This is a genomic window from Kribbella sp. NBC_00382 (assembly GCF_036067295.1).
Lineage (GTDB): Bacteria > Actinomycetota > Actinomycetes > Propionibacteriales > Kribbellaceae > Kribbella.
The window spans coordinates 1174612-1199467 of the sequence record NZ_CP107954.1 but is presented as its reverse complement, the minus strand read 5'-3'; the positions used below and the strand labels follow the sequence as shown (position 1 = coordinate 1199467).

At 66.6% G+C, this 24856-nt stretch carries 30 protein-coding genes and 1 pseudogene; 25 read left to right on the top strand and 6 right to left on the bottom strand.

The features are described 5' to 3' along the window. The first annotated feature begins 29 nt into the window (after positions 1-29). The 12 genes from OHA70_RS05890 (at position 30) to OHA70_RS05830 (ending at position 7221) form a co-directional block, all read left to right on the top strand. A complete protein-coding gene (locus OHA70_RS05890) occupies positions 30-368 on the top strand; it encodes a winged helix-turn-helix transcriptional regulator (RefSeq protein ID WP_328329370.1) in 339 nt (112 codons plus the stop codon). A 143-nt stretch (positions 369-511) separates the two neighbouring features. Continuing rightward, entirely contained in the window at positions 512-733 is a 222-nt protein-coding gene (gene infA, locus OHA70_RS05885; protein ID WP_012923661.1) for a translation initiation factor IF-1, read from the top strand. A gap of 32 nt (positions 734-765) precedes the next feature. Next, positions 766-879 carry a 50S ribosomal protein L36 gene (gene rpmJ, locus OHA70_RS05880; RefSeq protein ID WP_008361054.1) on the top strand — a complete coding sequence of 38 codons (114 nt, stop codon included), beginning with the start codon at positions 766-768 and terminating at the stop codon, positions 877-879. Between the two features lie 187 nt (positions 880-1066). Next, positions 1067-1438 (top strand): 30S ribosomal protein S13, encoded by a 372-nt coding sequence (gene rpsM / locus OHA70_RS05875; RefSeq protein ID WP_012923660.1) that lies wholly within the window; start codon positions 1067-1069, stop codon positions 1436-1438. Positions 1439-1488: 50 nt separating this feature from the next. Next, positions 1489-1896 (top strand): 30S ribosomal protein S11, encoded by a 408-nt coding sequence (gene rpsK, locus OHA70_RS05870; protein ID WP_012923659.1) that lies wholly within the window; start codon positions 1489-1491, stop codon positions 1894-1896. A 26-nt stretch (positions 1897-1922) separates the two neighbouring features. Next, the gene (gene rpsD / locus OHA70_RS05865; protein WP_328329366.1) at positions 1923-2531 is read left to right on the top strand and encodes a 30S ribosomal protein S4; all 609 of its coding nucleotides are present in this window, start codon (positions 1923-1925) and stop codon (positions 2529-2531) included. Positions 2532-2640: 109 nt separating this feature from the next. Next, the gene (locus OHA70_RS05860; protein ID WP_112243143.1) at positions 2641-3666 is read left to right on the top strand and encodes a DNA-directed RNA polymerase subunit alpha; all 1026 of its coding nucleotides are present in this window, start codon (positions 2641-2643) and stop codon (positions 3664-3666) included. A 59-nt stretch (positions 3667-3725) separates the two neighbouring features. Then, a complete protein-coding gene (gene rplQ, locus OHA70_RS39765; protein WP_442913869.1) occupies positions 3726-4430 on the top strand; it encodes a 50S ribosomal protein L17, sunset domain variant in 705 nt (234 codons plus the stop codon). A 73-nt stretch (positions 4431-4503) separates the two neighbouring features. Further along, complete coding sequence (gene truA / locus OHA70_RS05845; RefSeq protein WP_328329360.1) at positions 4504-5316, top strand: tRNA pseudouridine(38-40) synthase TruA; 813 nt, start codon at positions 4504-4506, stop codon at positions 5314-5316. Further along, positions 5309-5929 (top strand): class I SAM-dependent methyltransferase, encoded by a 621-nt coding sequence (locus tag OHA70_RS05840; protein ID WP_328329358.1) that lies wholly within the window; start codon positions 5309-5311, stop codon positions 5927-5929. The genes truA and OHA70_RS05840 overlap by 8 nt, the downstream gene beginning before the upstream one ends. A 16-nt stretch (positions 5930-5945) precedes the next feature. Next, on the top strand, positions 5946-6467 hold the full coding sequence (locus OHA70_RS05835) for a SigE family RNA polymerase sigma factor (protein ID WP_328329356.1): 522 nt from the start codon (positions 5946-5948) through the stop codon (positions 6465-6467). Then, on the top strand, positions 6460-7221 hold the full coding sequence (locus tag OHA70_RS05830) for a hypothetical protein (protein ID WP_328329354.1): 762 nt from the start codon (positions 6460-6462) through the stop codon (positions 7219-7221). Before OHA70_RS05835 ends, OHA70_RS05830 begins: the two co-directional genes overlap by 8 nt. Here the strand turns inward: OHA70_RS05830 and OHA70_RS05825 are convergent. After that, positions 7207-8214 carry a hypothetical protein gene (locus OHA70_RS05825; protein ID WP_328329352.1) on the bottom strand — a complete coding sequence of 336 codons (1008 nt, stop codon included), beginning with the start codon at positions 8212-8214 and terminating at the stop codon, positions 7207-7209. The genes OHA70_RS05830 and OHA70_RS05825 overlap by 15 nt on opposite strands. Beyond that, positions 8211-8633, bottom strand: a complete 423-nt coding sequence (locus OHA70_RS05820; protein ID WP_328329350.1) for a hypothetical protein — start codon at positions 8631-8633, stop codon at positions 8211-8213. The genes OHA70_RS05825 and OHA70_RS05820 overlap by 4 nt, the downstream gene beginning before the upstream one ends. Positions 8634-8705: 72 nt before the next feature. Between OHA70_RS05820 and OHA70_RS05815 the strand changes: the two genes are divergently transcribed. Then, a complete protein-coding gene (locus OHA70_RS05815; RefSeq protein WP_328329348.1) occupies positions 8706-10388 on the top strand; it encodes an ABC-F family ATP-binding cassette domain-containing protein in 1683 nt (560 codons plus the stop codon). Here the strand turns inward: OHA70_RS05815 and OHA70_RS05810 are convergent. Together OHA70_RS05810 and OHA70_RS05805 are read right to left on the bottom strand one after the other, a co-directional pair. After that, on the bottom strand, positions 10385-11410 hold the full coding sequence (locus OHA70_RS05810; RefSeq protein WP_328329346.1) for a hypothetical protein: 1026 nt from the start codon (positions 11408-11410) through the stop codon (positions 10385-10387). The two genes, OHA70_RS05815 and OHA70_RS05810, sit on opposite strands and share 4 nt — an antisense overlap. After that, the gene (locus tag OHA70_RS05805) at positions 11407-11970 is read right to left on the bottom strand and encodes a TetR/AcrR family transcriptional regulator (RefSeq protein ID WP_328329344.1); all 564 of its coding nucleotides are present in this window, start codon (positions 11968-11970) and stop codon (positions 11407-11409) included. Before OHA70_RS05805 ends, OHA70_RS05810 begins: the two co-directional genes overlap by 4 nt. Positions 11971-12099: 129 nt before the next feature. Here OHA70_RS05805 and OHA70_RS05800 point away from each other — a divergent pair, with 129 nt between their 5' ends. The 4 genes and pseudogenes from OHA70_RS05800 to OHA70_RS05790 all read left to right on the top strand — a co-directional run bounded on the left by OHA70_RS05800 (position 12100) and on the right by OHA70_RS05790 (position 14901). Continuing rightward, a complete protein-coding gene (locus OHA70_RS05800; RefSeq protein WP_328329342.1) occupies positions 12100-12555 on the top strand; it encodes a nuclear transport factor 2 family protein in 456 nt (151 codons plus the stop codon). Between the two features lie 253 nt (positions 12556-12808). Next, positions 12809-12979, top strand: a pseudogene (locus OHA70_RS39760) (AAA family ATPase); the annotation flags it as partial. A gap of 339 nt (positions 12980-13318) precedes the next feature. Then, positions 13319-14155, top strand: coding sequence for an AAA family ATPase (locus OHA70_RS05795; protein ID WP_328329340.1), 837 nt, complete (start codon positions 13319-13321; stop codon positions 14153-14155). Positions 14156-14208: 53 nt separating this feature from the next. Further along, positions 14209-14901, top strand: coding sequence for a hypothetical protein (locus OHA70_RS05790; RefSeq protein WP_328329338.1), 693 nt, complete (start codon positions 14209-14211; stop codon positions 14899-14901). 113 nt (positions 14902-15014) lie between these two features. On the opposite strand, the gene OHA70_RS05785 is transcribed toward OHA70_RS05790, so the two are convergent. After that, complete coding sequence (locus OHA70_RS05785) at positions 15015-16301, bottom strand: citrate synthase (protein ID WP_328329336.1); 1287 nt, start codon at positions 16299-16301, stop codon at positions 15015-15017. A 284-nt stretch (positions 16302-16585) separates the two neighbouring features. On the opposite strand from OHA70_RS05785, the gene rplM reads away from it, so the two are divergent. From rplM to OHA70_RS05760, 5 genes are all read left to right on the top strand, one after another. Next, complete coding sequence (gene rplM / locus OHA70_RS05780) at positions 16586-17029, top strand: 50S ribosomal protein L13 (protein WP_328329334.1); 444 nt, start codon at positions 16586-16588, stop codon at positions 17027-17029. 37 nt (positions 17030-17066) lie between these two features. Beyond that, positions 17067-17588 carry a 30S ribosomal protein S9 gene (gene rpsI, locus OHA70_RS05775; RefSeq protein ID WP_328329332.1) on the top strand — a complete coding sequence of 174 codons (522 nt, stop codon included), beginning with the start codon at positions 17067-17069 and terminating at the stop codon, positions 17586-17588. Positions 17589-17595: 7 nt separating this feature from the next. Next, complete coding sequence (gene glmM / locus OHA70_RS05770) at positions 17596-18942, top strand: phosphoglucosamine mutase (RefSeq protein ID WP_328329330.1); 1347 nt, start codon at positions 17596-17598, stop codon at positions 18940-18942. Positions 18943-19068: 126 nt separating this feature from the next. After that, a complete protein-coding gene (locus OHA70_RS05765) occupies positions 19069-19578 on the top strand; it encodes a SigE family RNA polymerase sigma factor (protein ID WP_328329328.1) in 510 nt (169 codons plus the stop codon). 11 nt (positions 19579-19589) lie between these two features. Beyond that, entirely contained in the window at positions 19590-20615 is a 1026-nt protein-coding gene (locus OHA70_RS05760; RefSeq protein WP_328329326.1) for a hypothetical protein, read from the top strand. Positions 20616-20625: 10 nt separating this feature from the next. Here the strand turns inward: OHA70_RS05760 and OHA70_RS05755 are convergent, their stop codons facing one another. Beyond that, positions 20626-21639 carry a LacI family DNA-binding transcriptional regulator gene (locus OHA70_RS05755; protein ID WP_328335035.1) on the bottom strand — a complete coding sequence of 338 codons (1014 nt, stop codon included), beginning with the start codon at positions 21637-21639 and terminating at the stop codon, positions 20626-20628. A gap of 250 nt (positions 21640-21889) precedes the next feature. On the opposite strand from OHA70_RS05755, the gene OHA70_RS05750 reads away from it, so the two are divergent. Genes OHA70_RS05750 through OHA70_RS05740 form a run of 3 tightly spaced genes read left to right on the top strand, consistent with a single transcriptional unit; the run spans position 21890 to position 24847 of the window. Beyond that, complete coding sequence (locus OHA70_RS05750; RefSeq protein WP_328329324.1) at positions 21890-23119, top strand: ABC transporter substrate-binding protein; 1230 nt, start codon at positions 21890-21892, stop codon at positions 23117-23119. Then, positions 23116-24018, top strand: a complete 903-nt coding sequence (locus tag OHA70_RS05745; RefSeq protein WP_328329322.1) for a carbohydrate ABC transporter permease — start codon at positions 23116-23118, stop codon at positions 24016-24018. The genes OHA70_RS05750 and OHA70_RS05745 overlap by 4 nt, the downstream gene beginning before the upstream one ends. A gap of 13 nt (positions 24019-24031) precedes the next feature. Beyond that, on the top strand, positions 24032-24847 hold the full coding sequence (locus OHA70_RS05740) for a carbohydrate ABC transporter permease (RefSeq protein WP_328329320.1): 816 nt from the start codon (positions 24032-24034) through the stop codon (positions 24845-24847). Positions 24848-24856: the final 9 nt, after the last annotated feature.

Here is a 24856-nt window from a genome sequence, read left to right as displayed (position 1 = left end):
GGTACTCACCAAAAGGTAAGGATGGGACGATGGCCGCGGTGATGCCGTACACCTGCGGGCTGGACGCCGCGGCGGACGTGATCGGCGGGAAGTGGAAGCCGCGCATCCTGTGGGCGCTGCACCACGGGCCGCGGCGGTTCGGGGAGCTGCGCAAGGACGTGGCCGGGGTGACCGAGAAGATGCTGATCCAGCAGTTGCGGGAGCTGGAGAGCCGCAACATCGTCCATCGCGAGGTGTTCCACCAGGTTCCGCCGAAGGTCGAGTACTCTCTTACTACGCTCGGTGAATCGCTCAATGTGGCGTTGATGCCCCTCGATCAGTGGGGTGCGGACCACCTGACCGAGATCGAGGCCTCCCGCCCCTGCTAGGCGGTCCTGAGGCCCGATTGGGTTTTTCGTGGGTGGGTGGCGTAAACTCTTTCCTTGGCCCTTCGTGGCCTCTTCTCGTGCTGCCCACGGCGGTACGGGTCGGTAGTACCCAATTCAGTTGTCGTCTACAGAAGTGCGAGGACATGCCCAAAAAAGAGGGAGTAATCGAACTCGAGGGCACCATCGTCGAGGCCCTGCCGAACGCGATGTTCCGTGTTGAGCTGTCCAACGGGCACAAGGTGCTCGCGCACATCAGCGGCAAGATGAGGCAGCACTACATCCGGATCCTCCCCGAGGACCGGGTAGTCGTGGAGCTGTCGCCGTACGACCTCACCCGGGGTCGCATCGTCTATCGGTACAAGTAACCACCACACCACCTGTCGAAGAAAGAAGCTCGATGAAGGTCAATCCGAGCGTCAAGAAGATCTGCGACAAGTGCAAGGTGATCCGCCGTCACGGCCGGGTCATGGTGATCTGCGAGAACCCGCGGCACAAGCAGCGGCAAGGCTGATTTCAGCCTTACTCGAGCAGGACACGGCACTTTCGCACCACAGCGCGCATGCTCGCCCAGCACAGGAACAAGCTGGGCGCTGCCCCCGGAACAGAGGCCGGGGCCTTGCCGGTGACAAAAAACTCACCGAGGCGGGCAAGGACGCAGCGCGCCACCACACCTCTGCCGACGAAAGGAACACCGCCACATGGCACGCCTCGTAGGAGTTGACCTGCCGCGCGACAAGCGCATCGAGGTCGCTCTCACCTACATCTTCGGTGTAGGTCGTACTCGCGCCCTGAAGACGCTCGAAGCCACCGGCATCTCCGGTGACAAGCGCGTCCACGAACTGGGCGACGAGGAACTGGTCAAGCTCCGGGACTGGATCGAAGGCAACTACAAGATCGAAGGTGACCTCCGTCGTGAGGTGACCGCGGACATCCGCCGCAAGATCGAGATCGGGTCGTACCAGGGTCGCCGGCACCGCAGCGGCCTGCCGGTGCGTGGTCAGCGCACGCGGACCAACGCCCGCAGCCGTAAGGGTCGTCGCAAGGCGATCGCCGGCAAGAAGAAGAAGTGACCCGGATGCCTGTAGACGTTTTCCGCGACCACCCCAGGAGTATCTGACCTATGCCTCCCAAGAGCCGCACGGCGGCCGGCGCGAAGAAGGTGCGCCGCAAGGAGAAGAAGAACGTGGCCGCCGGCCACGCGCACATCAAGAGCACGTTCAACAACACGATTGTGACGATCACCGACCCGACCGGCGCGGTCATCTCGTGGGCCTCCGCGGGCACCGTCGGCTTCAAGGGCTCGCGCAAGTCGACCCCGTTCGCCGCGCAGATGGCAGCCGAGGCTGCCGGCCGGCGCGCGATGGAGCACGGCATGCGCAAGATCGACGTCTTCGTCAAGGGTCCCGGCTCCGGCCGTGAGACCGCGATCCGTTCGCTCGGTGCTGTCGGCCTCGAGGTCGGCACCATCCAGGACGTCACCCCGACCGCACACAACGGCTGCCGCCCTCCCAAGCGGCGCCGGGTCTGATCCCAGAGAGAGGCAGGTAGCTAACAATGGCCCGTTACACCGGACCCATGACCAAGAAGTCGCGCCGTCTCGGGGTCGACCTCGTCGGTGGCGACAAGGCGTTCGAGCGTCGTCCGTACCCCCCGGGTATGCACGGCCGCGGCCGTCCCAAGGAGAGCGAGTACCTGCTCCAGCTTCGTGAGAAGCAGAAGGCTCGTTACGCCTACGGCGTGCTCGAGAAGCAGTTCAGCCTGTACTACAAGGAGGCCTCGCGGCGTCCTGGTAAGACCGGTGACAACCTGCTGATCATCCTCGAGTCGCGTCTCGACAACGTCGTGTACCGCGCCGGCCTGGCCCGGACCCGTCGTCAGGCCCGTCAGCTCGTCGTACACGGTCACTTCACCGTGAACGGCATCAAGGTGAACATCCCGTCGTACCGCGTTTCGGCGCACGACGTGATCGACGTCCGGCCGAAGTCGGTCGAGATGACCCCGTTCATCATCGCCAGGGAGACCCACTCCGAGCGAGTGGTTCCGGCCTGGCTGGATGCGCTGCCCGAGCGGCTGCGGATCCTGGTGCACCAGCTGCCCACCCGGGCGCAGATCGACACCCAGGTCGCCGAGCACCTGATCGTCGAGCTCTACTCGAAGAACTGATTCCGTCGCCGCCGGTGGCTCTCCAGCCGCCGGCGGCGCGGGTCTTCGGTTCTTCGGTTCGCGACCTCAAATAGTGGTCGTCGCGGAAATCTAGAAGGAAGAACACACAGTGCTTATTGCGCAGCGTCCCACCCTGGCCGAAGAGGTCGTCGACGAGCACCGCTCGCGGTTCGTGATCGAGCCGCTCGAGCCGGGCTTCGGCTACACCCTCGGCAACTCCATCCGCCGTACCCTGCTGTCGTCCATCCCGGGCGCGGCCGTCACCAGCATCAAGGTCGACGGGGTACTGCACGAGTTCTCCACCGTCGCCGGGGTGAAGGAAGACGCCACCCAGCTGATCCTGAACCTCAAGGACCTGGTCGTCTCCTCCGAGCACGACGAGCCCGTCACCATGTACCTGCGCAAGCAGGGCCCCGGTGACGTGACCGCCGCCGACATCGCGCCGCCGGCCGGTGTCGAGGTGCACAACCCGGACCTGAAGATCGCCACCCTGAACGAGAAGGGCCGGCTCGAGATGGAGCTGGTCGTCGAGCGGGGCCGCGGCTACGTGTCCGCGATCCAGAACAAGTCCGCGGACGCCGAGATCGGCCGGATGCCGGTCGACTCGATCTACTCCCCGGTCCTCAAGGTCACGTACAAGGTCGAGGCGACCCGTGTCGAGCAGCGCACCGACTTCGACCGTCTCGTCGTGGACGTCGAGACCAAGCCGTCGATGCTGCCCCGCGACGCCGTCGCGTCGGCCGGTAAGACGCTGGTCGAGCTGTTCGGCCTGGCCCGTGAGCTGAACGTCGAGGCCGAGGGCATCGACATCGGCCCGTCGCCGGTCGACGAGCAGATGGCGGCCGACCTGGCCCTGCCGGTCGAGGACCTGCAGCTGACCGTCCGGTCGTACAACTGCCTCAAGCGCGAGGGCATCCACACCGTGGGTGAACTGATTTCGCGCAGCGAGCAGGACCTGCTGGACATCCGCAACTTCGGCTCCAAGTCGATCGACGAGGTCAAGCTGAAGCTGGCCGAGATGGGCCTGTCGCTGAAGGACTCGCCCCCCGGCTTCGACCTGCGCGCCGCCGCTGAGGCGTACGGCGACGACGCTGAGGACGAGGACGAGAGCTTCGCCGAGACCGAGCAGTACTGAGCTAGCAAGGCCCATCCCAAGGCCCGTACCCGGGCCTGAGATTTCTGGAGTAAAGACAGATGCCTACCCCTACCAAGGGCTCCCGCCTCGGCGGCAGCGCGGCGCACCAGAAGCTGATCCTCAGCAACCTGGCCACCTCGCTGTTCGAGCACGGCGCGATCACCACCACGGCCACCAAGGCCAAGCGCCTGCAGCCGCTGGCCGAGTCGATGATCACCAAGGCCAAGCGCGGTGACCAGCACTCGCGTCGTCAGGTGATGAAGCGGATCCGCGACAAGTCCGTCGTGCACGTGCTGTTCACCGAGATCGGCGAGCGCTACGCGGACCGTCCGGGCGGCTACACCCGGATCATCAAGCTCGGCCCCCGCAAGGGCGACAACGCCCCCATGGTGAAGATCGAGCTGGTCGAGGCGCTGGCCGACTCGCCGAAGGCCAAGGCCGCGGCGAAGAAGTCCGCTCCGGCCAAGAAGGCGACCGCGAAGAAGGCGGCTGCCAAGGACGAGGCCAAGGTCGAGGACACCCCGGCCGAGGACGTGAAGGTCCAGGACGTCGTCGCGGGCAAGTACGAGGGCTCCGCGGCTCCGCTGGACGGCGGCGCCGCTCCCGAGGGCTACGACATCAAGGGCAACGAGGACTCGATGAAGTACCACGGCACCGACTCGCCGTGGTACGACCAGACGGTCGCCGAGGTCTGGTTCAAGACCGAGGAGGCCGCTCAGGCCGCCGGCTTCACCAAGGCCGGAGAGACCGCCGAGGACAAGTAACTCCTCAGCAGTTCGTCAGCAGCGCCCCTTCATCCGTTTCGGGTGGAGGGGCGCTGCTGCGTTAGATTGCCCTGTGCGTTGGCGGATCGATCTTAGGTATGACGGCACCGAATTCCACGGCTGGGCCCGTCAGGAGGGCCTCAGGACCGTACAAGGGGTGCTTGAGCAGGCGCTGGCCACGGTGCTGAGGCAGCCGGAGCTCCCATCGGTGACATGCGCCGGCCGGACCGACACCGGCGTCCATGCCAGAGGCCAGGTCGTCCATGTCTGGCTGCCCGAGGGGCTGGTCGCGCGGAACCTGATCCACCGGCTCAACGGCGTACTGCCTGATGACGTGTGGGTGACTGCCGGCAGTGAGGCTCCTGAGGGGTTCGACGCCCGGTTCTCGGCTCTGTGGCGCCGGTACGTCTACCGGATCTGCGACGACAACACTGCCCGCGATCCGCTGACCAGGAACCACGTACTGCGGGTTCTCCAGCCGCTCGACGTGGACCGGATGAACGAGGCGTCTGCCCGGCTCCTCGGCGAGCACGACTTCGCTGCCTTCTGTAAGCGGCGGGAGGGGGCTAGTACCGTCCGTGCCCTGCAGGAGTTCAGCTGGCGTCGTACTGCGCCGGGCCTGGTCGAGGCCACAGTGATCGCGGATGCCTTCTGCCACTCGATGGTGCGGGCCCTGGTGGGGTCAGTTGTCCCAGTGGGCGACGGACGCCGTGACCTGGACTGGCCGGCCAACGTGCTGGCAGCGCGGGTCCGGGACTCGGCAGTGACCGTACTGCCCGCCCATGGGCTCACCCTGGAGGAAGTGCGGTACCCAGAAGACGACCAGCTGGCAGCGCGGGCCGTGGAGGCTCGCAACGTCAGGGGAGAGGTGCACACGCGTGGCTGACCACTTTTTCACGGCAGAGCCCACCTCAGCCGACGTACGCCGTACTGTCAGCGCCCGCATCTGGGGACGTGAGTACACCTTCACCACGTCGAGCGGTGTCTTCTCCCGTGACCGCCTCGACCTCGGTACCTCCATCCTGCTGCGAGAGGCGCCTGTACCGACCACCGGCGGCACCTACCTGGACCTGGGCACCGGCTACGGCCCCATCGCGTGTGCCCTGGCGGTGGAGGACCCCAAGGCGCAGGTCTGGGCAGTGGACGTGAATACCCGGGCACTGGAGCTCACTGCCGAGAACGCCAAGGCCGCTGGAGTCAGCAACCGGGTCCACCCGGCACTGGTGGAGGACGTACCGGAGGACGTGCGGTTCGACCAGATCTGGTCCAACCCGGCGATCCACATCGGCAAGCCCGAGCTGCACAAGATGCTGCTGCACTGGCTGGCCCGCCTTGCCCCCGGTGGCGTGGGATGGTTCGTCGTCGGCAAGAACCTCGGTGCGGACTCGCTGCAGCGCTGGCTGACCGAGCAGGGCTACCCCTGCGAGCGGATCGCCAGCGCGAAGAGCTTCAGAGTGCTGCGGGTGACTGCAACGAACGAGGATCCAGCGCCGTCCTGAGGGTATGGAGGCAGCCTTGGCGACAGCAGAGGCACCATCCAGTGCGATCGACTTCGAACTTTGGGTGACCGAGAAGGCGGACGCGCTGCTGCGGTTCGCGTACGTCCTGACCGGTGACAAGACACTGGCCGAGGACGCGGTTCAGGACGCCCTGACGACGGCGTGTGCGCGCTGGGCCCGGGTCAGTCGGGCGGACGACCCCGAGGCCTACGTGAAGCGGATGGTGGTCAACGCGCACATCTCCTGGTGGCGCCGCTTCCGCCGCCGGGAGGCCCCCGTCGAGGAGCCCACCAGGACCGCTGCGGCCGCTCCTGACGGTGCAGGCTCCAGAGCCGAGGCAGAGGCCGTCTGGGCGCTGTGCTCGACCTTGCCCGACAAGCAGCGCGCCGCGGTGGTACTCCGCTTCTACGAGGAGCTCTCGTACGCCGAAATCGCGGACCTACTGCACTGCGCGGAAGCCACGGCCAGGTCGCACGTCCACCGAGCACTAGCGGTACTGAAGGACACACTGAGCAAGGAAGGAGCCGAGGATGCCTGAGCCGGATGAGCACGAACTCGGCCCGCAGCTCGCGGACGCCTTCCAGAGCAAGGCCCACACCGTGCAAGGCCTGCGTAGCGCCGGCTTTGCGAAAGAGGCCCGCAGGCGGGTCCACCAGCGACGGCAACGGCTCACGATGGCCGCCGCGGCGGTAGTGGTCGTCGTGGCGATCGGGGGAGTGTGGGGGATCGTCGGAGGTCCGTCACCGGTCTCTACCAGCGCCGACAGCGCTGGTTCTGCGGCCGACAGCGGCTCGAAGGCCGCCGCACCGGAAGCTCCGACCGAGGGGACTGCTGCTGCTTGTCCTGAACAGCATGCGATCCTCGCGGCCCCCACGCACGAGGCAGTGCCGTCCGGGACCGGGCTGGACCTCGACACCACCGTGGTTCTAGGGCTCCAGGCCTGCCGCTACCGCCTCGTCGGCGCTCAGATGCTGCTGGGCTCGGCCCACTTCGGCGCGGCCACCGCGCAGCAGGTGGTCGACGCGATCAAGGTCCTGCCGGAACGCAACCCGAGCCTGCCCGTCTTCAAGTGCACGCCCGAGACGGCCCGCCCGAAGGAAGCGATCGTGCTGCGCTTCGACACCACGACCGGTATCCGCGAGGTCTGGGTCGGCTACGACGGCTGCTCCTCGGCCGGCTTCTTCACCGGCACCCGCAGCTACGGCCTCTTCGCGGCCCCGCTCAAACTCTTCATGACAGGCACGGTCCGCCCGTCCGGCGGCATCTACCTGGACCACCTAACGGGCTGGTGACTGCCCCTGCTCAGGCCGCCCGCGCAATGCCCGCACGTTGTCCGGTACTGCGCCATCGCCTTGAGCACCCCGATAACTGCCGGCCTGCGGCGGCGCTCCACCCAAGAACTTCCGCAGATGATCCACCTCGGCGGACTGCTGAGGCTGGGCGCCCGCGTTCCGGTACTGCTCCTCAAGCCCAGCAGTAGTCGTGCTCAAGCCCGTCACGGCGTCCTCGGCGTTCCGGTGCCCGCCGATGCGTTTCTCCAGATCGGTGAGAACCTCGCTCTCCTCAGTCGCGACCACGTCACCGAGATGTGGCCGCATCGTCTGCACCAGTTGGGTTCTGACGGCCTCGCGGTCCTCTTCCGGCAGCACGTCGGCCAGCCGCTCGTCGATCACCAGATCGGCCAGGGCCGCCCAGCGCTGGGTCCGGTCGGCCTGCTCCAGTACATCGACCACTTGGCTCTGGGACAGGCCGGTGACGTCCGCTGTGCCGCGGACCAGCTCGTCGGTCGCGGACGTGTAGGCCGGGTACGAGTCGATCGACTCGGTGTTCAGAAGCTCCGGCTGGTACTGATCCATGCCGATGTCCTGGATCACGTCGTCGACGTTCTCGTGCGCCCAGTTCTCCGTCAGTCCTTCGTCCAGCGCCACGGTGTCGGCGGAGTGGACCGGGGTGGCACCGGGAGCGTTCTCGTCCCCGAGCGGATTGCTCAGGTGCTTGGCTTCGTGGACCACGGTGAGCACCGCGTCTCGTGCCTCGGCCAGCTCGTCCTCGTCGAGCTGCCGGCCTGCGCCGTAGGCCTTGCCGGCCGGGGCAAGCACCTTGGTGGGGTTGATGGTCATCCCGCCGCCGTCCAGGGCACTGCCGGCCGCCTCCGGTCGCGTTTCTTCGTACAGGTCGCCGTTCCAGCGCGACGGCCGCCCGGTCAGCTTCTCCACCGATCGGACGATGCTGCTCACCCAGGCGTGCTCGGGGCTGTCACGGGGAATCAGCCGTCCGGCGCTCATCCGGCGGAACTCTCCAGCTGGTCGATCAACCGGATCAGCGGGCTGGTGAGCCGGCGGATCGCGCCGGCCTCGCGGGCCGGTGCCTGGGCGGCGAGCTCACCGATCTGGTCGATCGCCTGCTCGAGTCGCGGGATCCGGGCATGGGCCGGTCCGTCGCCGTCGATCGCCCGCGCGAAGAGGATCTGTGCCTGACGGAACTGCTCGCTGGCTGCCGGTGGCGGCCCGGCCAGCAGGCGGGGCAGGGAACCGGCACGGAAGCGGGCACGCTCGCGGCCGCGGACGTCCTGGATCTGCTCGGCCATCGCCTGCAGCCGCCTGGTCTCCGCCTCGATCACCTCGGGGGCGGCGCCCTTGAGATCGGCCAGCAGCCGGCGCATCTCGGCCTGGAAGGCCTCGTGGCCGGCCGGGTTGTCGTTCATCGCTCTCCCTGTTCGGTCAGGGAAGACGATAACCGGTCGCGGGCGGCTGGGGCGGGCCGTCAGACTGGGGGTATGGGTCACGTCGAGGTTGCGGGGATCGGGTTCGAGTTGCCGGACGGGCGGGTGTTGCTGGACGACATCACGTTCCGGGTCGGGGACGGGGCCAAGGTCGCCCTGGTCGGGGCCAACGGGTCGGGCAAGACGACGCTGACCAAGATCATCGCGGGCGACCTGAAGGCGCACAGCGGTAGCGTCGCGCGGTCCGGTGGGTTGGGCGTGATGCGGCAGTTCGTCGGCTCGGTACGCGACGAGACGACCGTCCGCGACCTGCTGCTCGGCGTCGCGCCGGAGCGGATCCGGACGGCCGCCGCCAAGCTCGACCAGGCCGAGCTGGCGATGATGGAGGCCGACGACGAGAAGACCCAGCTGCGCTACGCCCAGGCGGTCTCCGACTGGGGCGAGGTCGGCGGGTACGACGCCGAGGTGCTCTGGGACGTCTGCACGATGAGCGCGCTCGGCATCCCGTTCGACAGCTGCCGCTGGCGTGAGGTGAAGACGCTGTCCGGTGGCGAGCAGAAGCGGCTGGTGCTCGAGGCGCTGCTGCGCGGGCCGGACGAGGTGCTGATGCTCGACGAGCCGGACAACTACCTCGACGTACCGGCCAAGCGCTGGCTCGAGGAGCAGCTCAAGGCGACTCAGAAGACCGTGCTCTACATCAGCCACGACCGCGAGCTGCTGGCCAACACCGCGACCCGGATCGTCACCGTCGAATTGGGTGCCGCAGGCAACAGTATCTGGACACACGGCGGTGGCTTCCAGACGTACCACGAGGCGCGCAAGCACCGGTTCGAGCGGCTGGAGGAGCTGCGCCGCCGCTGGGACGAGGAGCACGCCAAACTCAAGGCACTCGTGCTGATGTACAAGACGAAGGCGGCCTACAACGACGGGCTCGCGTCGCGCTACAAGGCGGCGCAGACCCGGCTGGCCAAGTTCGAGGAGGCGGGCCCGCCGCAGGCGATCCCGCGCGAGCAGAAGGTCAGCATGCGGCTCACTGGCGGACGTACCGGCAAGCGGGCCGTCGTCTGCGAGGGCCTGGAGCTGACCGGGCTGATGAAGCCGTTCGATCTCGAGGTCTGGTACGGCGAACGCGTGGCCGTCCTCGGCTCGAACGGCTCGGGCAAGTCACACTTCCTGCGGCTGCTCGCGAACGGCGGCTCCGATCCCGACATCGAGCACCAGCCGGTCGGCGAGATGATCATCCCGTCGGTCGCGCACACCGGCAGCGCCAAGCTGGGCGCGCGCGTGCGGCCGGGCTGGTTCGCGCAGACGCACGAACACCCCGAGCTGGCCGGCCGGACGCTGCTGGAGATCCTGCATCGCGGTGACGAGCACCGTGACGGGATGGGCCGGGAGCTCGCCTCGCGGAAGCTGGATCGGTACGAGCTGGCGCACGCGGCCGAGCAGAGCTTCGACTCGTTGTCGGGTGGTCAGCAGGCGCGGTTCCAGATCCTCTTGCTGGAGCTGTCCGGCGCGACCTTGCTGCTGCTCGACGAGCCGACCGACAACCTCGACGTCGAGTCCGCGGAAGCGCTCGAAGAGGGCCTGGATTCCTTCGACGGAACGGTTCTGGCGGTCACCCACGACCGCTGGTTCTCCCGCGGCTTCGACCGCTACCTGGTCTTCGGCAGCGACGGCAACGTGTACGAGGCGCCCGAACCGGTGTGGGACGAGGCGCGGGTCCAACGGGCTCGCTAGTCCGTGCCGCACCACATGTCGCGGTAGGTGGCCCAGTGGTCGGGGGTGGCGGCGAAGTCGACGTACAGGGCCAGGCCGAAGTTCTCTTTGTGGGTAGAGCCGAGGCCTAGTTGGGCGCCGCGGATGGCGGCTTGGACCGTCTCCGCGGAGCCTCGGTGGGAGAAGTTGTCCTCCCAGTAGAAAGGCAGGCCCATCAGCAGGTCGACGTGGGCCGGGGTGACCTCCAGGGCCATCTCGGTCTGCCGGGCGACGTAACCGCCGTACAGGGATTCCAGCGGGGTCCAGGTGTCGTAGGACATCACCGCGATCTGCTCGACCCGGCTCGCGACGGCGCCGAAGTACTTCTTCGTCCACCACTTGCTCTGGCCGCTGACGCCGACCAGTACGCCGTTGAGCCCGGGCGCCGGGTTGAGCTGCGCGGCGGCGACCGAGAGCGGTACCTTGCGGGCCGACGTCATCGCGTGCACCTGGTCGAGCAGCTTCAGGAAGCCTTGCGAGCCAGAGCGGACGGGCTCCATGTCGAAGTGGATGCCATCGAAGCCCTGGGCGAGAACCTGCTCGGAGGTCTCGGTCACGCGGGTGCGGACGGCGGCGTCGTCGAGGTCCATTCCGGGGTTCTTCTCCGGCTGCAGGACGTCGCCGAGCCAGGCCTGGACGCGGAGCTTCGGCATCGCCTGGTGGATCGCGTCGGTGAACCACCGGGCCCTGGGAGAAACCTTTGCCAATGGCAACGATCCGTCGTGTTCGAGGGGGCCGGTGTGGACGTAGAGGTCGCGGATTCCGGTGCCCTGTAGTTGTTGCGCGAGGGCGGTGATGTCAGCGGCGGTCTTGCGGCCGTCGACCCAGGCGTGCCCGAGCCAGATGGCATCGCGGCCGCGCGTCTGGGCCGTGGCGTCGCCGGTGTAGGCGATCCGCAGGGAGATCGCCAATGCGCTTAGTGGCAAGGGGATGAGCAGTACGAACGCCAGCGCGAGGCTGATGAGTACGCGACGGCGGCGGGTCCACGATCGCCAACGCTTCACCGCTTGGCACCGGCCCGCAGGCCGTCGTACAGGAGGTCGAGCATGCGGTCGCGGGCTGCTGGTTCGAGGCCGGTCGCGGTCGCACCACGGGAGGCGCCGACCAGTAGGGCGTAGACCTCGGGGAAGGCGGCATCTCGGCGTACGGCGCCTGCCTGCTGAGCCCGATCGAGCAGCGTCCCGAAGGCGTCGCGCATCCCTCGGCCGGCTTGCTTCGCCTCGTCGCCGGCGACGGTCCCCGCAGCGCTGAGTGCCTCCGAGATGGCCAGCTTCGATGCCGATTCGGCGACCACCTGGCTGAAGAAGCCGAAGAACGCGGCGCCCGCGTCGTCTTCGCCGGCGAGTTCGAGGGCGCGGTCGCGCAGCCGCTCCAGCCGTTGCGTCAGTACCGCTTCCAGTAGTTCGACCTTGGTCGGGAAGTGCCGGAAGACTGTGGCGATCCCCACGTCGGCGAGCTTGGCGACCTCGTCGGTCGAGGCGTTCGGCGACCGGCCGAAGACGTCCTCGGCGGCGATCAGGATCCGCTCCCGGTTGTCCCGGGCATCCGCGCGCAATGGCCTCATCGTGCTCCTCGCTGTGGGTCTGGGCGACAGCCTAGGAGACGCTCCGAAACGTCCTGGGGTTGTAACCGGAGTCGCTACTCCCTATATTCGGAGTTGCCACTCCGTTTAATCCTTTGTGAGGACACCCAGATGACTCCTGAAGAGGTCTTCCTGCGCCTGGTCCACGGCGTCGCCGATCGCGACTTCGACGCGCTGCCCGCCCTGTACGCCGAACAGACCGACGTCCGCCACCCGATGTCGCCGTACGGGGAGCCGCCGTTGCTCACGCGCGATGCGCTCCGCGAGCACTTCAGCGGCCGCGGCCCGCGGGTGGGGGAGGCGGTGCGGTTCACGCCGGACGCGATCCGGGTCCACCAGACCCAGGACCCGGAGGTGATCGTCGCCGAGTTCGACTACGCCGGGACGGTGATCGCGACGGGTGAGAGCTTCAAGGTGCCCTGCATCTTCGTACTACGGGTCCGCGACGGCGAGATCGTCGAATCGCGCGACTACGTCGACCACGTGGCGATGGCGCGCGCTCGTGGCCGGCTGGACGAACTTGTCGCAGTACTGCGGGAACCGGCGGCGGCGCGGGGTGCGTCGTAGTTCCCAGAAGCGCAGAAACGGCCCCGATCCCTGGCAGACAAGCCGGATCGGGGCCGTTCCCAACCCAGATTTCGGAACGTTGCAGCATCGCCAGCTGCATTGTCCGCTCCTTAACACAGAAAACTCGGGGCCCTCCAATCTGGGGGCGCATCCGACCGGTTGACCTGAGATATACCTTCAATACATCTCACCAGACCTTGCCGAGGCTAAGGTTTACTGTCGGATGCTCGTTGCCTGAGGATGGCGGTCAAGGGTGTACTTGGACAGAATCCGAGTGGAAGACGTCAAGTCGTTCCATGGGGAGCGCCGCGTCGATCTCAGTTTTGTGCGTCCGGACGGGACGTACCCTGGGTGGACCGTCTTAGCGGGACGAAACGGCTCAGGTAAGACAACTCTGCTACGAGCGATCGCGCTCGCAGTTGCTGGTCCGGCGACAGCTCGTAGTCTCGTCACCGACTTCAGTTCCTGGATCTCGCGTGACCAGCCCTTTGCCAGCTCCACCGTTCGCCTTACTCACGGAACGATCGACGGCTTCGTGGGCACGGGGAGGCGACCGGTCCAGCGCTTCTCGACGGGCCTACGGTGGATGGTAGCGAACGAGCCCGGTCCTGGCGGTAGAGCGGCAGACCAGCCGTCGTTGGCACCGACCAGCGGAAGTAAGGGGGCACGTGGACCCTGGGCCGACAATCCCGTTGGTTGGTTCTGTGCTGGATACGGACCGTTTCGACGTCTCGCCGGTGGCTCGAACGACGTTCAACGACTGATGCTGCGGCCAGCCACCGCCAGACTGGCCAGCCTCTTCCATGAAGATGCCTCGCTTGCAGAGGGGGTTTCTTGGCTGATCGAGCAACACCTTCGCGATTTTGAGGATCGCCCGGGAGCTGCTTTGCTCAAGTCTGCTGCTCTCGCGGTCCTTGGTGACGGCCTTTTGCCCGATGGCGCCCAAGTCCAGTCTGTCGACTCTGAAGGTCTATGGGTTGCAAGTGGCAGCCACCGATATCCACTCAGCGAGATGAGCGATGGTTATCGGACTGTTGCTGCTTTGGTGGTCGACATACTTAAGCAGATGTATGACGCGTATGGTGTTTTAGGAGTGCATATCACCAGCGGACGCCCGACGGTGAATTACCCCGGCGTTGTAATCATTGATGAGATAGATGCACACTTGCATGTGTCGTGGCAAAAGAGAATCGGCGGATGGCTGACCGAGCATTTTCCTGCTATACAATTCATTGTAACTACTCATAGTCCCTATATATGTCAGTCTGCGGACCCGGGCGGTCTGATCAGCCTGCCTGGCGTTGATGAGGATCGTCCGCCGAGCGTGGTTTCTACGGATGTCTACGACCGTGTCGTGTATGGCAGTGGAGACGATGCGATACTGTCCGAATTGTTCGGTATGGAAACCCTGTACTCGGATCGAGCCGAACAGGATCGCTCGGAATTGGTTGCGCTAGAGTTGCGGGTTCTTCGAGGGGAGGCCGATCCCCTGGAGCGAGAGCGGTATGAGGTCCTCTCCCGTCGTCTTATTAGCTCCCCTGTTGCGCGGACGGATGAGATCGCTGCTCGTCTGCTGGGTCAGTCGAGGGCGCATCAGTGATCCGCTTGCAGCGGACCCCGCTCCCAGGCGACACGATAGATTATCTTGCCAAGTTGACCGCCGAAATCTCAGCCGCGGATAAGCAACTCTTGAAGGCGAGGGCGTTGTGGAAGCATACGACGGTGCGAAATCGCGTTAGGCCGCCATTGAAGTTGGCGTTAGCTGAGATGGCGCCTGGTAGAGGGCGGTGCATGTACTGCGGGGACAATGAGGGCGCAGACATCGATCATTTCGAACCCATGGGTGTCACGCCATTGCGCACCTACGACTGGAACAATCATCTCTGGGCCTGTTCAATCTGCAACAGTCACATGAAGCGTGACCAGTTCCCCATATCTGCGAACGGTGATCCGCTGCTGTTGAATCCGGTGATCGATGATCCAGGTCAACATCTCCATCTTGCGCTGGCTGCCGGAGAGTATATCGCGCTGACTAAGCGTGGCGAGAGCACTATAGAAGTTTTCGAGTTGAATAGAGCCGTTCTCTCCCGTGGGCGTCGCCATGCGCTCGGGGTTGTCTCGATGGCGATCAAGAACTGGCAGAATGATAAATGGCGTGCTGACCTGGTCGGCATGCGCCTCTGCGTTGATCTAATTCGCGAGCAGCCGTTTGCCGACGTTGCCACTGCAATGCTCCATCAGGCGCATGAGCCGAGTGCGCTTTCACTCTTCTCGTTCCAGCCAGAACTTGTTCCAATACTTCGCGACAGCGAATTGCGTGAATCTCTAGGGATTACGCCAGCGTAGCTCTGCTTGACCAACTGATCCGTGTTGAGTTTGCCCGGACCAGCAGGGTCTTCGAGACGACAAATGGCCCCACGACTTGAAGGTCGAGGGGCCACTTGCGGCGGCTCAACAGGTCAGCGGTCGCCCATCGGGACGTACTGGACGCCGCGGGCGCCGGTGTAGATCTGCTTCGGCCGGGCGATCTTCTGGTCGGTGTCGGTGAGCGACTCCGACCACTGGGCCAGCCAGCCCGAGGTACGCGGGATGGCGAACAGCACGGTGAACATCTCCGGCGGGAACTGCAGGGCCTCGTAGATCAGGCCCGAGTAGAAGTCCACGTTCGGGTAGAGCTTGCGGGAGACGAAGTACTCGTCCTCCAGTGCGATCTTCTCCAGCTCGACGGCGATCTTCAGCAGCGGGTTGATGCCCGTCACCTCGAACACGTCGTCGGCGGCCTTCTTGATGATCTTGGCGCGCGGGTCGTAGTTCTTGTAGACCCGGTGGCCGAAGCCCATCAGCCGCTCTTCGCCGGCCTTCACGCCCTCGATGAACGACGGCACGTTGTCGACCGAGCCGATCCGGCGCAGCATCTTCAGCACCGCCTCGTTGGCGCCGCCGTGCAGCGGGCCGTAGAGCGCCGCGATGCCGCCGGTGACCGCGGAGTACGGGTCGACCTGGGTGGAGCCGATCGCCCGGACCGCGTTGGTGGAGGCGTTCTGCTCGTGGTCGGCGTGCAGGATGAACAGGATCTCCAGCGCGCGCACCAGCCGGTCGTCGGCGGCGTACTTGGGCTCGCTCATCTTGAACAGCATCGACAAGAAGTTGGCCGCGTAGCTCAGCTCGTTGTCGGGGTAGACGTACGGCTTGCCCTGGGCGTGCCGGAAGGAGAACGCGCCCAGCGTCGGCATCTTGGCGATCAGCCGGCGGATCTGCAGCGCCCGCGACTCCTCGTTGAAGATGTCGCGCGACTCCGGGTAGAACGTGGACAGCGCGCCCACCGAGGCGAGCAGCATGCCCATCGGGTGCGCGTCGTACCGGAAGCCCTGCATGAAGGTCTTCAGGTTCTCGTGCACGAACGTGTGATACGTCACGTCGTGCACCCAGGCCTCGTACTGCGTCTTGTCCGGCAGCGCACCGTTCACCAGCAGGTACGCGACCTCCAGGTAGTTCGACTGCTCGGCGAGCTGTTCGATCGGGTAGCCGCGGTACTCGAGGATGCCTTTGTCGCCGTCGATGAAGGTGACGGACGAGCGGGTCGAGGCGGTGTTGACGAAGCCGGGGTCGTAGGTGGCCAGGCCACCGTCTCCGTCGGTTGCGCTGATCTGCTTGAGATCGGCGGCACGGATGGTGCCATCGGTGATGGCAAGGTCGTAGTCCTTGCCGGTCCGGTTGTCCCGGACGGTGAGCGACTGTTCGGTCACGATGCCCTCTTCGGAAGCTGGCGTCATCGCCTGGTGAGTGAGGGTTATGTCAGCCGGCGGGACGCGATTCGGACTGCAATCTTCACCGCTAAACTAGTGCGGTCCCGGGTTGGTTCCAAGCCGGGGTCCCCGACCGGCTCAGGCTCGCTTTGACCCCGAGGCGTCCGCGCCGGTATTCTGGGCTGCTGTTGTGCGTTCCTGGTCCTCGCCGGTGTGATTGCGGGCCGCTCGCCGACGTACCAGTTCTAGTTTTGTCAACCTCTGAGAAACGAAGGTCAACGACCGTGCGCACGTACAGCCCGAAACCTGCTGACGTCACCCGTGAGTGGCATGTGATCGACGCCACCGACGTCGTGCTCGGTCGGCTCGCCGTCCAGATCGCCACCCTGCTGCGTGGCAAGCACAAGCCGACGTTCGCTCCGCACGTCGACGGTGGCGACTTCGTCGTCGTCGTCAACGCGTCGAAGATCGCCCTGTCGGGCAACAAGCGGACCGACAAGCTGGCATACCGCCACTCGGGTCACCCGGGTGGTCTGACGGCCACGCCGGTCGGCGAGATCCTCGAGAAGGACCCTCGCAAGGCCGTCGAGAAGGCTGTCTGGGGCATGCTCCCGAAGAACCGTCTGAGCCGTCAGCTGCTGGGCAAGCTGAAGGTCTACGCCGGTCCGGAGCACCCGCACACGGCTCAGCAGCCGAAGCCGTTCGAGATCACCCAGATCGCTCAGTAGTAGCGATCGCCGAGCCAGGTAAACGAGGATTCACAGCGTGAGCGACATCACCACCGAGACCGAAGAACTCGACACCGAGGTCCCCATCGACACCGAGGGCCCGGTTGCCTACACCTCCGAGACGAACCCGAGCCCGGAGCAGCGCGCCGAGTCCGGTCGCGTCGCGGTGATCAACCCGGCCGGTGCCACCGGCCGCCGCAAGGAAGCTGTTGCGCGCGTCCGGCTGATCCCGGGCTCCGGCAACATCACCGTCAACGGCAAGCCGATCGACGTCTACTTCCCGAACAAGGTTCACCAGCAGCACGTGAACGAGCCGTTCGTGGTCGCCGGCCTCGAGGGCTCCTACGACGTCATCGCCCGGATCAACGGCGGCGGCATCACCGGCCAGGCCGGTGCGCTGCAGTTGGGCATCGCCCGCTGCCTGAACGCGGCCGACGAGGAGGCGAACCGTCCGGGTCTGAAGAAGGCCGGTCTGCTCTCCCGTGACGCGCGGATCAAGGAGCGGAAGAAGGCCGGCCTCAAGAAGGCCCGTAAGGCTCCGCAGTACAGCAAGCGCTGATCACCTGATGTCGCGTTTGTTCGGCACGGACGGAGTCCGTGGCCTGGCGAACGTGGATCTCACCGCGGAGCTGGCGCTCGACCTCTCGGTCGCGGCAGCTCACGTACTCGGCGAGGCCGGTGCCTTCGAAGGGCACCGGCCACGCGCCGTTGTGGGGCGGGATCCTCGGGCCAGTGGCGAGTTTCTGGAAGCAGCCGTGGTGGCCGGTCTGGCCTCCGCCGGCGTCGATGTCGTCCGGCTCGGCGTGCTGCCGACCCCGGCCGTCGCCTATCTGACCGGCTCGACCGGCTCCGACCTCGGAGTCATGCTGTCGGCCAGCCACAACCCGATGCCCGACAACGGGATCAAGTTCCTGGCCCGGGGCGGGATCAAGCTCGACGACGTCATCGAGGACGCGATCGAGGTCCGTACCGGCGAAGAGTGGCAGCGCCCGACGGGTGCCGCTGTCGGCCGGGTGCTCGACGACGGACAGGGCTTCGAGACGTATGTCTCGCATCTCGTTCGCTCGGCCCCCAACCGCTTCGACGGCGTCAAGGTGGTCATCGACTGCGCCAACGGCGCGGCCTCGCTGACCGCCCCGGAGGCCCTGCGCCGGTTGGGTGCAGAGGTCATCACGTACGCCGCCGCGCCCGACGGACTGAACATCAACCTCAACTGCGGTTCGACCCACATGGAGGGTCTGCGCCGTGAGGTGATCGGGCACGGCGCCGACCTCGGCATCGCGCTCGACGGCGACGCCGACCGCTGCCTGGCCGTGGACGCGGCCGGCGAACTCGTCGACGGCGACCAGATCCTGGCCGTGCTCGCGCTGGCGATGCGCGACTCGGGCCGGCTGTCCAACGACACCGTCGTGGCGACCGTGATGAGCAACCTCGGGTTCGTCCAGGCGATGGTCCGGGAGCGGATCGCGGTCGAGCAGACCAAGGTCGGCGACCGGTACGTGCTGGAAGCGATGAAGGCCGGCGGGCACAAGCTCGGCGGCGAACAGTCCGGCCACGTGATCCTGTCCGACCACGCGACCACCGGCGACGGCACCCTGACCGCCGTCATGCTGCTCGCCCGGATCGCCCAGACCGGCAAGAGCCTGGCCGACCTGGCCGCGGTGATGACCCGCCTGCCGCAGGTCCTCGTCAACGTCCCGAACGTCGACAAGACCCGCGCCGGCACCGACACCGACGTACAGGCAGCCGTAGCAGCAGCCACCGCCCGCCTGGGCGACACCGGCCGAGTCCTCCTGCGCCCTTCCGGCACAGAACCCCTCGTCCGGGTCATGGTCGAAGCCGAGTCCTCCGCCACCGCCCAAGAGGTAGCCCACGACCTCGCCGGCATCGTCGAGACCTCCCTCAAGCTCTGACACCAGCATCGTCCGAACCCCCGCCGAACGATCGACTCGGCGGGGGTTCGTCCAATCAGGCGAGTGATGCAACTCCACCTCCGTCCGAGTCCGTACTAAGGGGGACAGAGGAGAGTGGAGGGCACGATGCCTGATCGGGATCGGGACTATGTGGAGTTCGTCGAGGCGTCCAGTGCGGCGTTGCGGCGGACCGCTTACCTGGTTTGCGGGGACTGGCATCGGGCCGATGACGTGGTCCAGGACGCGTTGTACAGGCTGTACCTGGCCTGGTCCAAGGTGGATCGGAGCGGGAATCCCCTCGCTTACGCCCGCCGGACCGTCATCAACTCGGCCCTGGACATCGGTCGGCGCCCCTGGCGCCGGGAAGTGTCGACCGACAATCCACCCGAGCGAGGGCGCAATGACGACACGGCCGACGCCTACGCCGAGCGCGACGAGGTCCTGTCGGCTCTGCTCCAGCTCGCGCCGCGCCAACGGGCCTGCATCGTGCTGCGGTACTACGAGGATCTCTCGATCGAGCAGACCGCCGAGATCCTCAACTGCTCGCAGGGCACGGTGAAGAGCCAGGCCGCCCGCGCACTCGAAACCCTCCGTCACACCATCAACCGGACCCGCTCGGTCGGGCGGCTCTCGTGAAGGAGACGGACATGCAGAACGACCCGGAGATCGGCGCCGAGCTTGACCGCCTGGCGAACGGAGATCCACTGGCCCCGGTCGACGTGACCGGCTTGCTGCAGCGCGGCCGTCGCGGCCGTCGCCGGCGCAGAATCGCCTCCGCCAGCGGCCTGGCCGCCGGAGTGGCGGTCATCGCGGTCGGCGCTGCACTCGTACCGGACATCGGCGCTGCTCAGCGCGAGCCGGCGGCCGCGGGAGCGGGAGCGGCCTTGTTCACCCCGATGCCCGGAGTGCCGCAGGGTGAGGCTGCTTTGGGGAAGATCACTCGGGCAGAGGCAGAGCGCCGCTGCACCATCCGGTACGGCGTGCAGCCGCTGGCGACGTTTCATCCCAGCGTCTACCGCGCCACGATGGGACTGATGAGCCGGGTGCCCGGGAAGAAGAACATGTTCGGCCCTGGGTGCGTCGTCCCGGGCGACTCGAAACCGACGGCCGCGGCGCTGGCGAAGGTGAAGGCGGATCCGGCTCCGCGGACCGCCGACGGTCAGTTGCTCAGCTGCTCGGTCCTGCTGTGGCACGACCTGACGAAGTGGCGAGTCGTGTCGACGGAGCAGGGCGCTACGGATCTCGGCCGGGTGCTGAGAATGCTGGCCGTATCGCCGACCGGCCGCAGCGCCGCCAGCTGCGACCTGCCGCTGTCCGGCCAGGCCATGCCCCTGATGAAGTCCTCCACACCGAGCATTCGCACAGCACAGAACGAACCCCTGATGTCGCTGTCGGGAGTCGGCGTGTACGAGGGCAGCGGCCAGATCGGCTGCAAGTCGAACTGCACAGGCTGGACCTACACCAACTTCGGCCGGGTCGATCCAGCGATCACCCGCATCCACTTCAAGGCAGTCAACGGAGCCACCCACGACCTCACCGTCGCCAACGGCTGGTACGCCCTCTGGTGGGCCAACGGCGACCCCAAGTCTCGCAGGGCCGCGACCGTCACCGCCTACAACGCCTCCGGCCGACCACTCAAAACCGTCAAGATCCCCGAGTTCAAGCTCAAGTGACGGAGGAGCCCTAGCTCGCCTCCTTCGGAGGTGGCGCGGTGGATTCGCCGAGGTGCAGCTTGGCGGGGATGAGGTGGGGTGGGGGGAGTGGGGTGGCGCCCTCGAGTTGGCGGATCAGGGCCTCGGTGCCGAGGCGGCCGAGTTCGGGGCCGGGGGTGCGCATGATGGTCAGCTCGGGGTTCGACAGGGCTGCCGTGTCGGGGGCCATCAGCGAGAGCACCGAGATCTCGTCCGGGATGCGGCGGCCGAGGCGGTTCAGGCCGGACATCACCCCGAGGGCGGAGTACTCGTTCAGTACCAGGACGGCCGTCGTCTCCGGGTGATCGCGTAGCAGGCGGGTCGCGGCCTCCCGGCCGGTCCGGGTCGAGTCGGAGCACTCCAGCACGATGGTCTCGATGCCGTACCCGGCCGTGACCCGGCGATAGGCGGCCTCGGATCGCACGTACGGTCCGTAGGTGTGGAATCTCGGGTCGGCCAGATCGCCGGAGACCAGTACCAGCCGGCGGTGCCCCAGGCCGTGCAGGTAGCCGACCGCGTCCTCGATCGTGGTGTCGAAGTCGATGTCGACGTGGATCAGGCCTTCCAGGGCGGTGGTCCGGCCGATCAGCGCGAACGGTGTCTTGGTTCGCTGGAGCACCGCGATCCGTGGATCCTCGAGCTGGACCTCCATCAGCACGACTCCGTCGACCAGTGCCTGCCCGACCAGTTCGGTGAGCTCGCCGCCGTCGTTCCCGACCGGCCAGAGCACCAGGTGGTAGTCCTGCTTGCGCGCCACTTCGGCCGCACTGGTGAAGAACTCCGCCGCCGAGAACCCGAACCGGTGGTCCAGCGCCGGATAGGCCATCGCGATGATCCGGGTACGCCGGCTGGCCAGCGCGCGGGCGACCACGTTGCGGCGGAAGCCCAGCTCCGTCATCGCGAGCTCGATCCGCTCCCGGGTCGCCGGCGTCACCGGCTTGGTGTCGTTGAGCACGAAGGAGACGGTGGCGATGGACACGCCCGCCCGCTTCGCCACGTCCCGCATGGTCACCATCGGCCGTTTCCACCCCGCTCTCGTCTGCCGCCCAGCCTGTCACGAGGACCGCCCCAGGCCCTTGACAGTGGTGTGACGTAGGGAACATAGTCCCTGACTACGCGGCTAGTTAACCGCTTTGCCAGCCATCCCACAACTGAGACGCCCGCCTTCAAAGATCCGGTCTTTCGTGATCAGGGTTAAGCGCTTGACCAGCGCCGGGACGGTGGCTGTCGCCGACTCATCCAAGGAGTGCAATGTCATGATCACGCAGCGGATCGCCGCGGCCCTGGCGGGTACGACGGCTCTGTCGCTCGTCATCGCCGGCTGCGGCGACAGCGGGAACAGTTCGCCGTCCTCGTCCGGCGGCAGCGTCAGCAGCCTCTCGGTGCTGGACTACTACAACAACGACCCGGACAAGGCGGCCGTGCAGAAGGGGCTCGACTCCTGCGCGGGCAAGCTCGGCATCACGATTCAGCGCGAGACGGTGCCTGGTGACACCTTGATCGCGAAGGTGCTGCAGCAGGCCTCGTCGAAGACGCTGCCCGACGTATTGATGCTGGACAACCCCGACGTCCAGCAGATCGCCGCGACCGGCGCGCTCGCGCCCTTGAACGACATGGGCCTGAACGGGGACGGGGTCATCCAGGGCATGAACGACGCGACGTCGTACCAGGGCAAGCTCTACGGACTGGCGCCGGTGACGAACACGATCGCGTTGTTCTACAACACGCAGATGCTGCAGGAGGCCGGCGTCCAGCCGCCGAAGACCTGGGACGAGCTGAAGGCCGCGGCCAAGAAGCTCACCAAGCCCGGCCGGTACGGCATCGCCTTCAACGCCAACGCGACCTACGAAGGCTCGTGGCAGTTCCTGCCGGCGATGTGGACCAACGGTGGCGACGAGACGGACCTGAAGAGTCCGCAGGTCGCGGAAGCGCTGCAGCTGTGGGTGGATCTGGTGCAGTCGGGCTCGGCGTCGAAGAGCGTGATCAACTGGACCCAGGGCGACGCGAAGGACCAGTTCGCGGCCGGCAAGGCCGCGATGATGGTGAACGGCCCGTGGCAGATCCCGGCGCTGGCGAAGACCCCCAACATCAAGTGGGACGTGGTCACGTTCCCGCTGAACAAGCCGGACCAGACGCCGGTCGCACCGCTGGGTGGTGAGGCCTGGACGGTCCCGCTGAACAAGGACCAGGCCAAGCAGCAGAAGGCCGCCGACTTCGTGAAGTGCCTCAACTCCGACGAGAACGAGATGGCCTGGGCCAAGGCCCGCTTCACCCTGCCGACCAAGACCGCGCTGCTCGACCAGTACGCCAAGGAGGTGCCCTCGATGAAGGCGTTCGCCGAGCAGGTCAAGACCGCCCGGGCCCGGACCGGCAAGCTCGGTGAGAAGTGGCCCGACGCCGCCAAGGTGATCTATCAGGCGATCGCGCTGGCGCTGACCGGCAAGGCCACGGCGCAGGACGCTTTCAGCAAGGCCTCCGGCGGGTGAGCTCCCGGGGACGCCGCCGTCGCGGTGAGGACCTGACCAAGGTCCTCTTCGTGGCGCCTGCCGCGCTGGCGATGCTCGCGCTGTTCGGGTACCCGGTGCTGAAGAACCTGATGATGAGCCTGCAGGACTACACCCTGCGGACCTTCTTCACCGGGCAGGCGCCCTGGGTCGGACTGCGGAACTACACGACGGTGGTGACCGACCAGCTCTTCTCGCAGGCGATGGTGAACACCGCGTTGTTCACCATCGGCTCGATCGCCTTCCAGTTCGCCGCCGGTCTGGCGCTGGCGCTGTTCTTCCGCCGCCGGTTCCCGCTCAGCAATCTGTTGCGGTCGCTGCTCCTGCTGCCGTGGCTGCTGCCGCTGATCGTCTCCAGCGCGACCTGGCGGTCGATCCTCGAACAGGACAGCGGCATCCTGAACCGCACGCTGACCGGGCTCGGCCTGATCAACGATCCGGTGCCGTGGCTGAACTCGCCGTCGGTGGCGCTGATCGCGGTGATCGGGGTGAACATCTGGATCGGCATCCCGTTCAACGTGACCCTGCTGTACTCCGGTCTCGCGGACATCCCGCAGGAGTTGTACGAGGCCGGACAGCTGGACGGCGCCACCGGCTGGCGCGGGTTCCGCTACATCACCTGGCCGAACCTGCGAGCGGTGGCCAGCGTGCTGCTGGTGCTCGGCGTCGTCTACACGATCAAGGTGCTGGACATCATCCTCGGCCTGACCGGCGGTGGGCCGGCCAATGCCACCCAGACGCTGGCGACCCAGTCGTACCAGCGGTCGTTCGTCGACTTCAAGTTCGGCGAGGGTGCGGCCCTGAGCAACATCCTGATCGCGATCTCGCTGCTGTTCGCGGTCGTCTACCTGCGCGGCACCCGCCGTGCCGTCGACGAATAGGAGGGGTACGACGATGTCCGACTCGGCTGTTCGTCGCGCGATCTACACCGCGATCGGCGTACTGATCCTGGCCATGATGCTGTTCCCCGTCTACTGGATGGTGAACGCTTCGCTCCAGCCGTCCGGCAACACCCTGACGGCCGGCTTCCTGCCGCTGAACCCGACCTTCGAGGGCTACCGGCGGGCGCTCAGCGAGCAGGGGCGCAACCTGGTCACCAGCGTGCTCATCGCGGGCGGCACCGTGGTGCTTTGCCTGCTGATCTCGGCGCCCTGTGCGTATGCGTTGTCGCAGTTCCGGTCCCGCTGGGTGGGGATCGGGCTGCTGGCGATCCTGGTCTCCCAGATGATCCCGGGGATCGTGATCGCCAACGCGCTCTACACGGCCTACGAGCGGCTCGGGCTGCTGAACTCGATCCCCGGCCTGATCGTGGCCAACTGCAGCAGCGGGATCCCGTTCGCGATCCTGATCCTGCGCTCGTTCATGCTCTCGCTGCCGCCGTCGCTGGTGGAGGCGGCCCGGGTGGACGGAGCCGGGCTTTTCCGGGCGTTCGTCGCGATCGTGTTGCCGATCAGCAGGAACTCCCTCATCACCGCGGGACTGTTCACCTTCCTCTTCTCCTGGAGCGACTTCCTCTTCGCCCTCACGCTGACCACCAAGGGTCGCGTGCGGCCGGTCACGCTCGGGATCTACCAGTACCTGGGTACCCAGGTACAGAACTGGAACGCGGTGATGGCGACCGCCGTACTGTCCGCGATCCCGGCGATCGTGCTGCTGGTCGTCGCTCAGAAGTACATCGCCGCCGGCGCCATCGGTGGCGCCGTCAAATGACCCGACCCA

What these genes read in the sequence shown, in the direction of transcription:
- OHA70_RS05820 (WP_328329350.1), bottom strand. Translation starts at nt 8,633, where the DNA reads ATGAACGACAACCCGGCCGGCCACGAGGCCTTCCAGGCCGAGATGCGC.
- rpsD (WP_328329366.1), top strand. Translation starts at nt 1,923, where the DNA reads ATGGCCCGTTACACCGGACCCATGACCAAGAAGTCGCGCCGTCTCGGG.
- OHA70_RS05765 (WP_328329328.1), top strand. Translation starts at nt 19,069, where the DNA reads ATGCCTGATCGGGATCGGGACTATGTGGAGTTCGTCGAGGCGTCCAGT.
- rpsM (WP_012923660.1), top strand. Translation starts at nt 1,067, where the DNA reads ATGGCACGCCTCGTAGGAGTTGACCTGCCGCGCGACAAGCGCATCGAG.
- OHA70_RS05805 (WP_328329344.1), bottom strand. Translation starts at nt 11,970, where the DNA reads ATGAGGCCATTGCGCGCGGATGCCCGGGACAACCGGGAGCGGATCCTG.
- OHA70_RS05740 (WP_328329320.1), top strand. Translation starts at nt 24,032, where the DNA reads ATGTCCGACTCGGCTGTTCGTCGCGCGATCTACACCGCGATCGGCGTA.
- OHA70_RS05755 (WP_328335035.1), bottom strand. Translation starts at nt 21,639, where the DNA reads ATGCGGGACGTGGCGAAGCGGGCGGGCGTGTCCATCGCCACCGTCTCC.
- OHA70_RS05815 (WP_328329348.1), top strand. Translation starts at nt 8,706, where the DNA reads ATGGGTCACGTCGAGGTTGCGGGGATCGGGTTCGAGTTGCCGGACGGG.
- OHA70_RS05795 (WP_328329340.1), top strand. Translation starts at nt 13,319, where the DNA reads ATGCTGCGGCCAGCCACCGCCAGACTGGCCAGCCTCTTCCATGAAGAT.
- infA (WP_012923661.1), top strand. Translation starts at nt 512, where the DNA reads ATGCCCAAAAAAGAGGGAGTAATCGAACTCGAGGGCACCATCGTCGAG.
- rplQ (WP_442913869.1), top strand. Translation starts at nt 3,726, where the DNA reads ATGCCTACCCCTACCAAGGGCTCCCGCCTCGGCGGCAGCGCGGCGCAC.
- OHA70_RS05830 (WP_328329354.1), top strand. Translation starts at nt 6,460, where the DNA reads ATGCCTGAGCCGGATGAGCACGAACTCGGCCCGCAGCTCGCGGACGCC.
- OHA70_RS05825 (WP_328329352.1), bottom strand. Translation starts at nt 8,214, where the DNA reads ATGAGCGCCGGACGGCTGATTCCCCGTGACAGCCCCGAGCACGCCTGG.
- glmM (WP_328329330.1), top strand. Translation starts at nt 17,596, where the DNA reads ATGTCGCGTTTGTTCGGCACGGACGGAGTCCGTGGCCTGGCGAACGTG.
- rpsK (WP_012923659.1), top strand. Translation starts at nt 1,489, where the DNA reads ATGCCTCCCAAGAGCCGCACGGCGGCCGGCGCGAAGAAGGTGCGCCGC.
- OHA70_RS05750 (WP_328329324.1), top strand. Translation starts at nt 21,890, where the DNA reads ATGATCACGCAGCGGATCGCCGCGGCCCTGGCGGGTACGACGGCTCTG.
- OHA70_RS05890 (WP_328329370.1), top strand. Translation starts at nt 30, where the DNA reads ATGGCCGCGGTGATGCCGTACACCTGCGGGCTGGACGCCGCGGCGGAC.
- rpmJ (WP_008361054.1), top strand. Translation starts at nt 766, where the DNA reads ATGAAGGTCAATCCGAGCGTCAAGAAGATCTGCGACAAGTGCAAGGTG.
- OHA70_RS05760 (WP_328329326.1), top strand. Translation starts at nt 19,590, where the DNA reads ATGCAGAACGACCCGGAGATCGGCGCCGAGCTTGACCGCCTGGCGAAC.
- OHA70_RS05800 (WP_328329342.1), top strand. Translation starts at nt 12,100, where the DNA reads ATGACTCCTGAAGAGGTCTTCCTGCGCCTGGTCCACGGCGTCGCCGAT.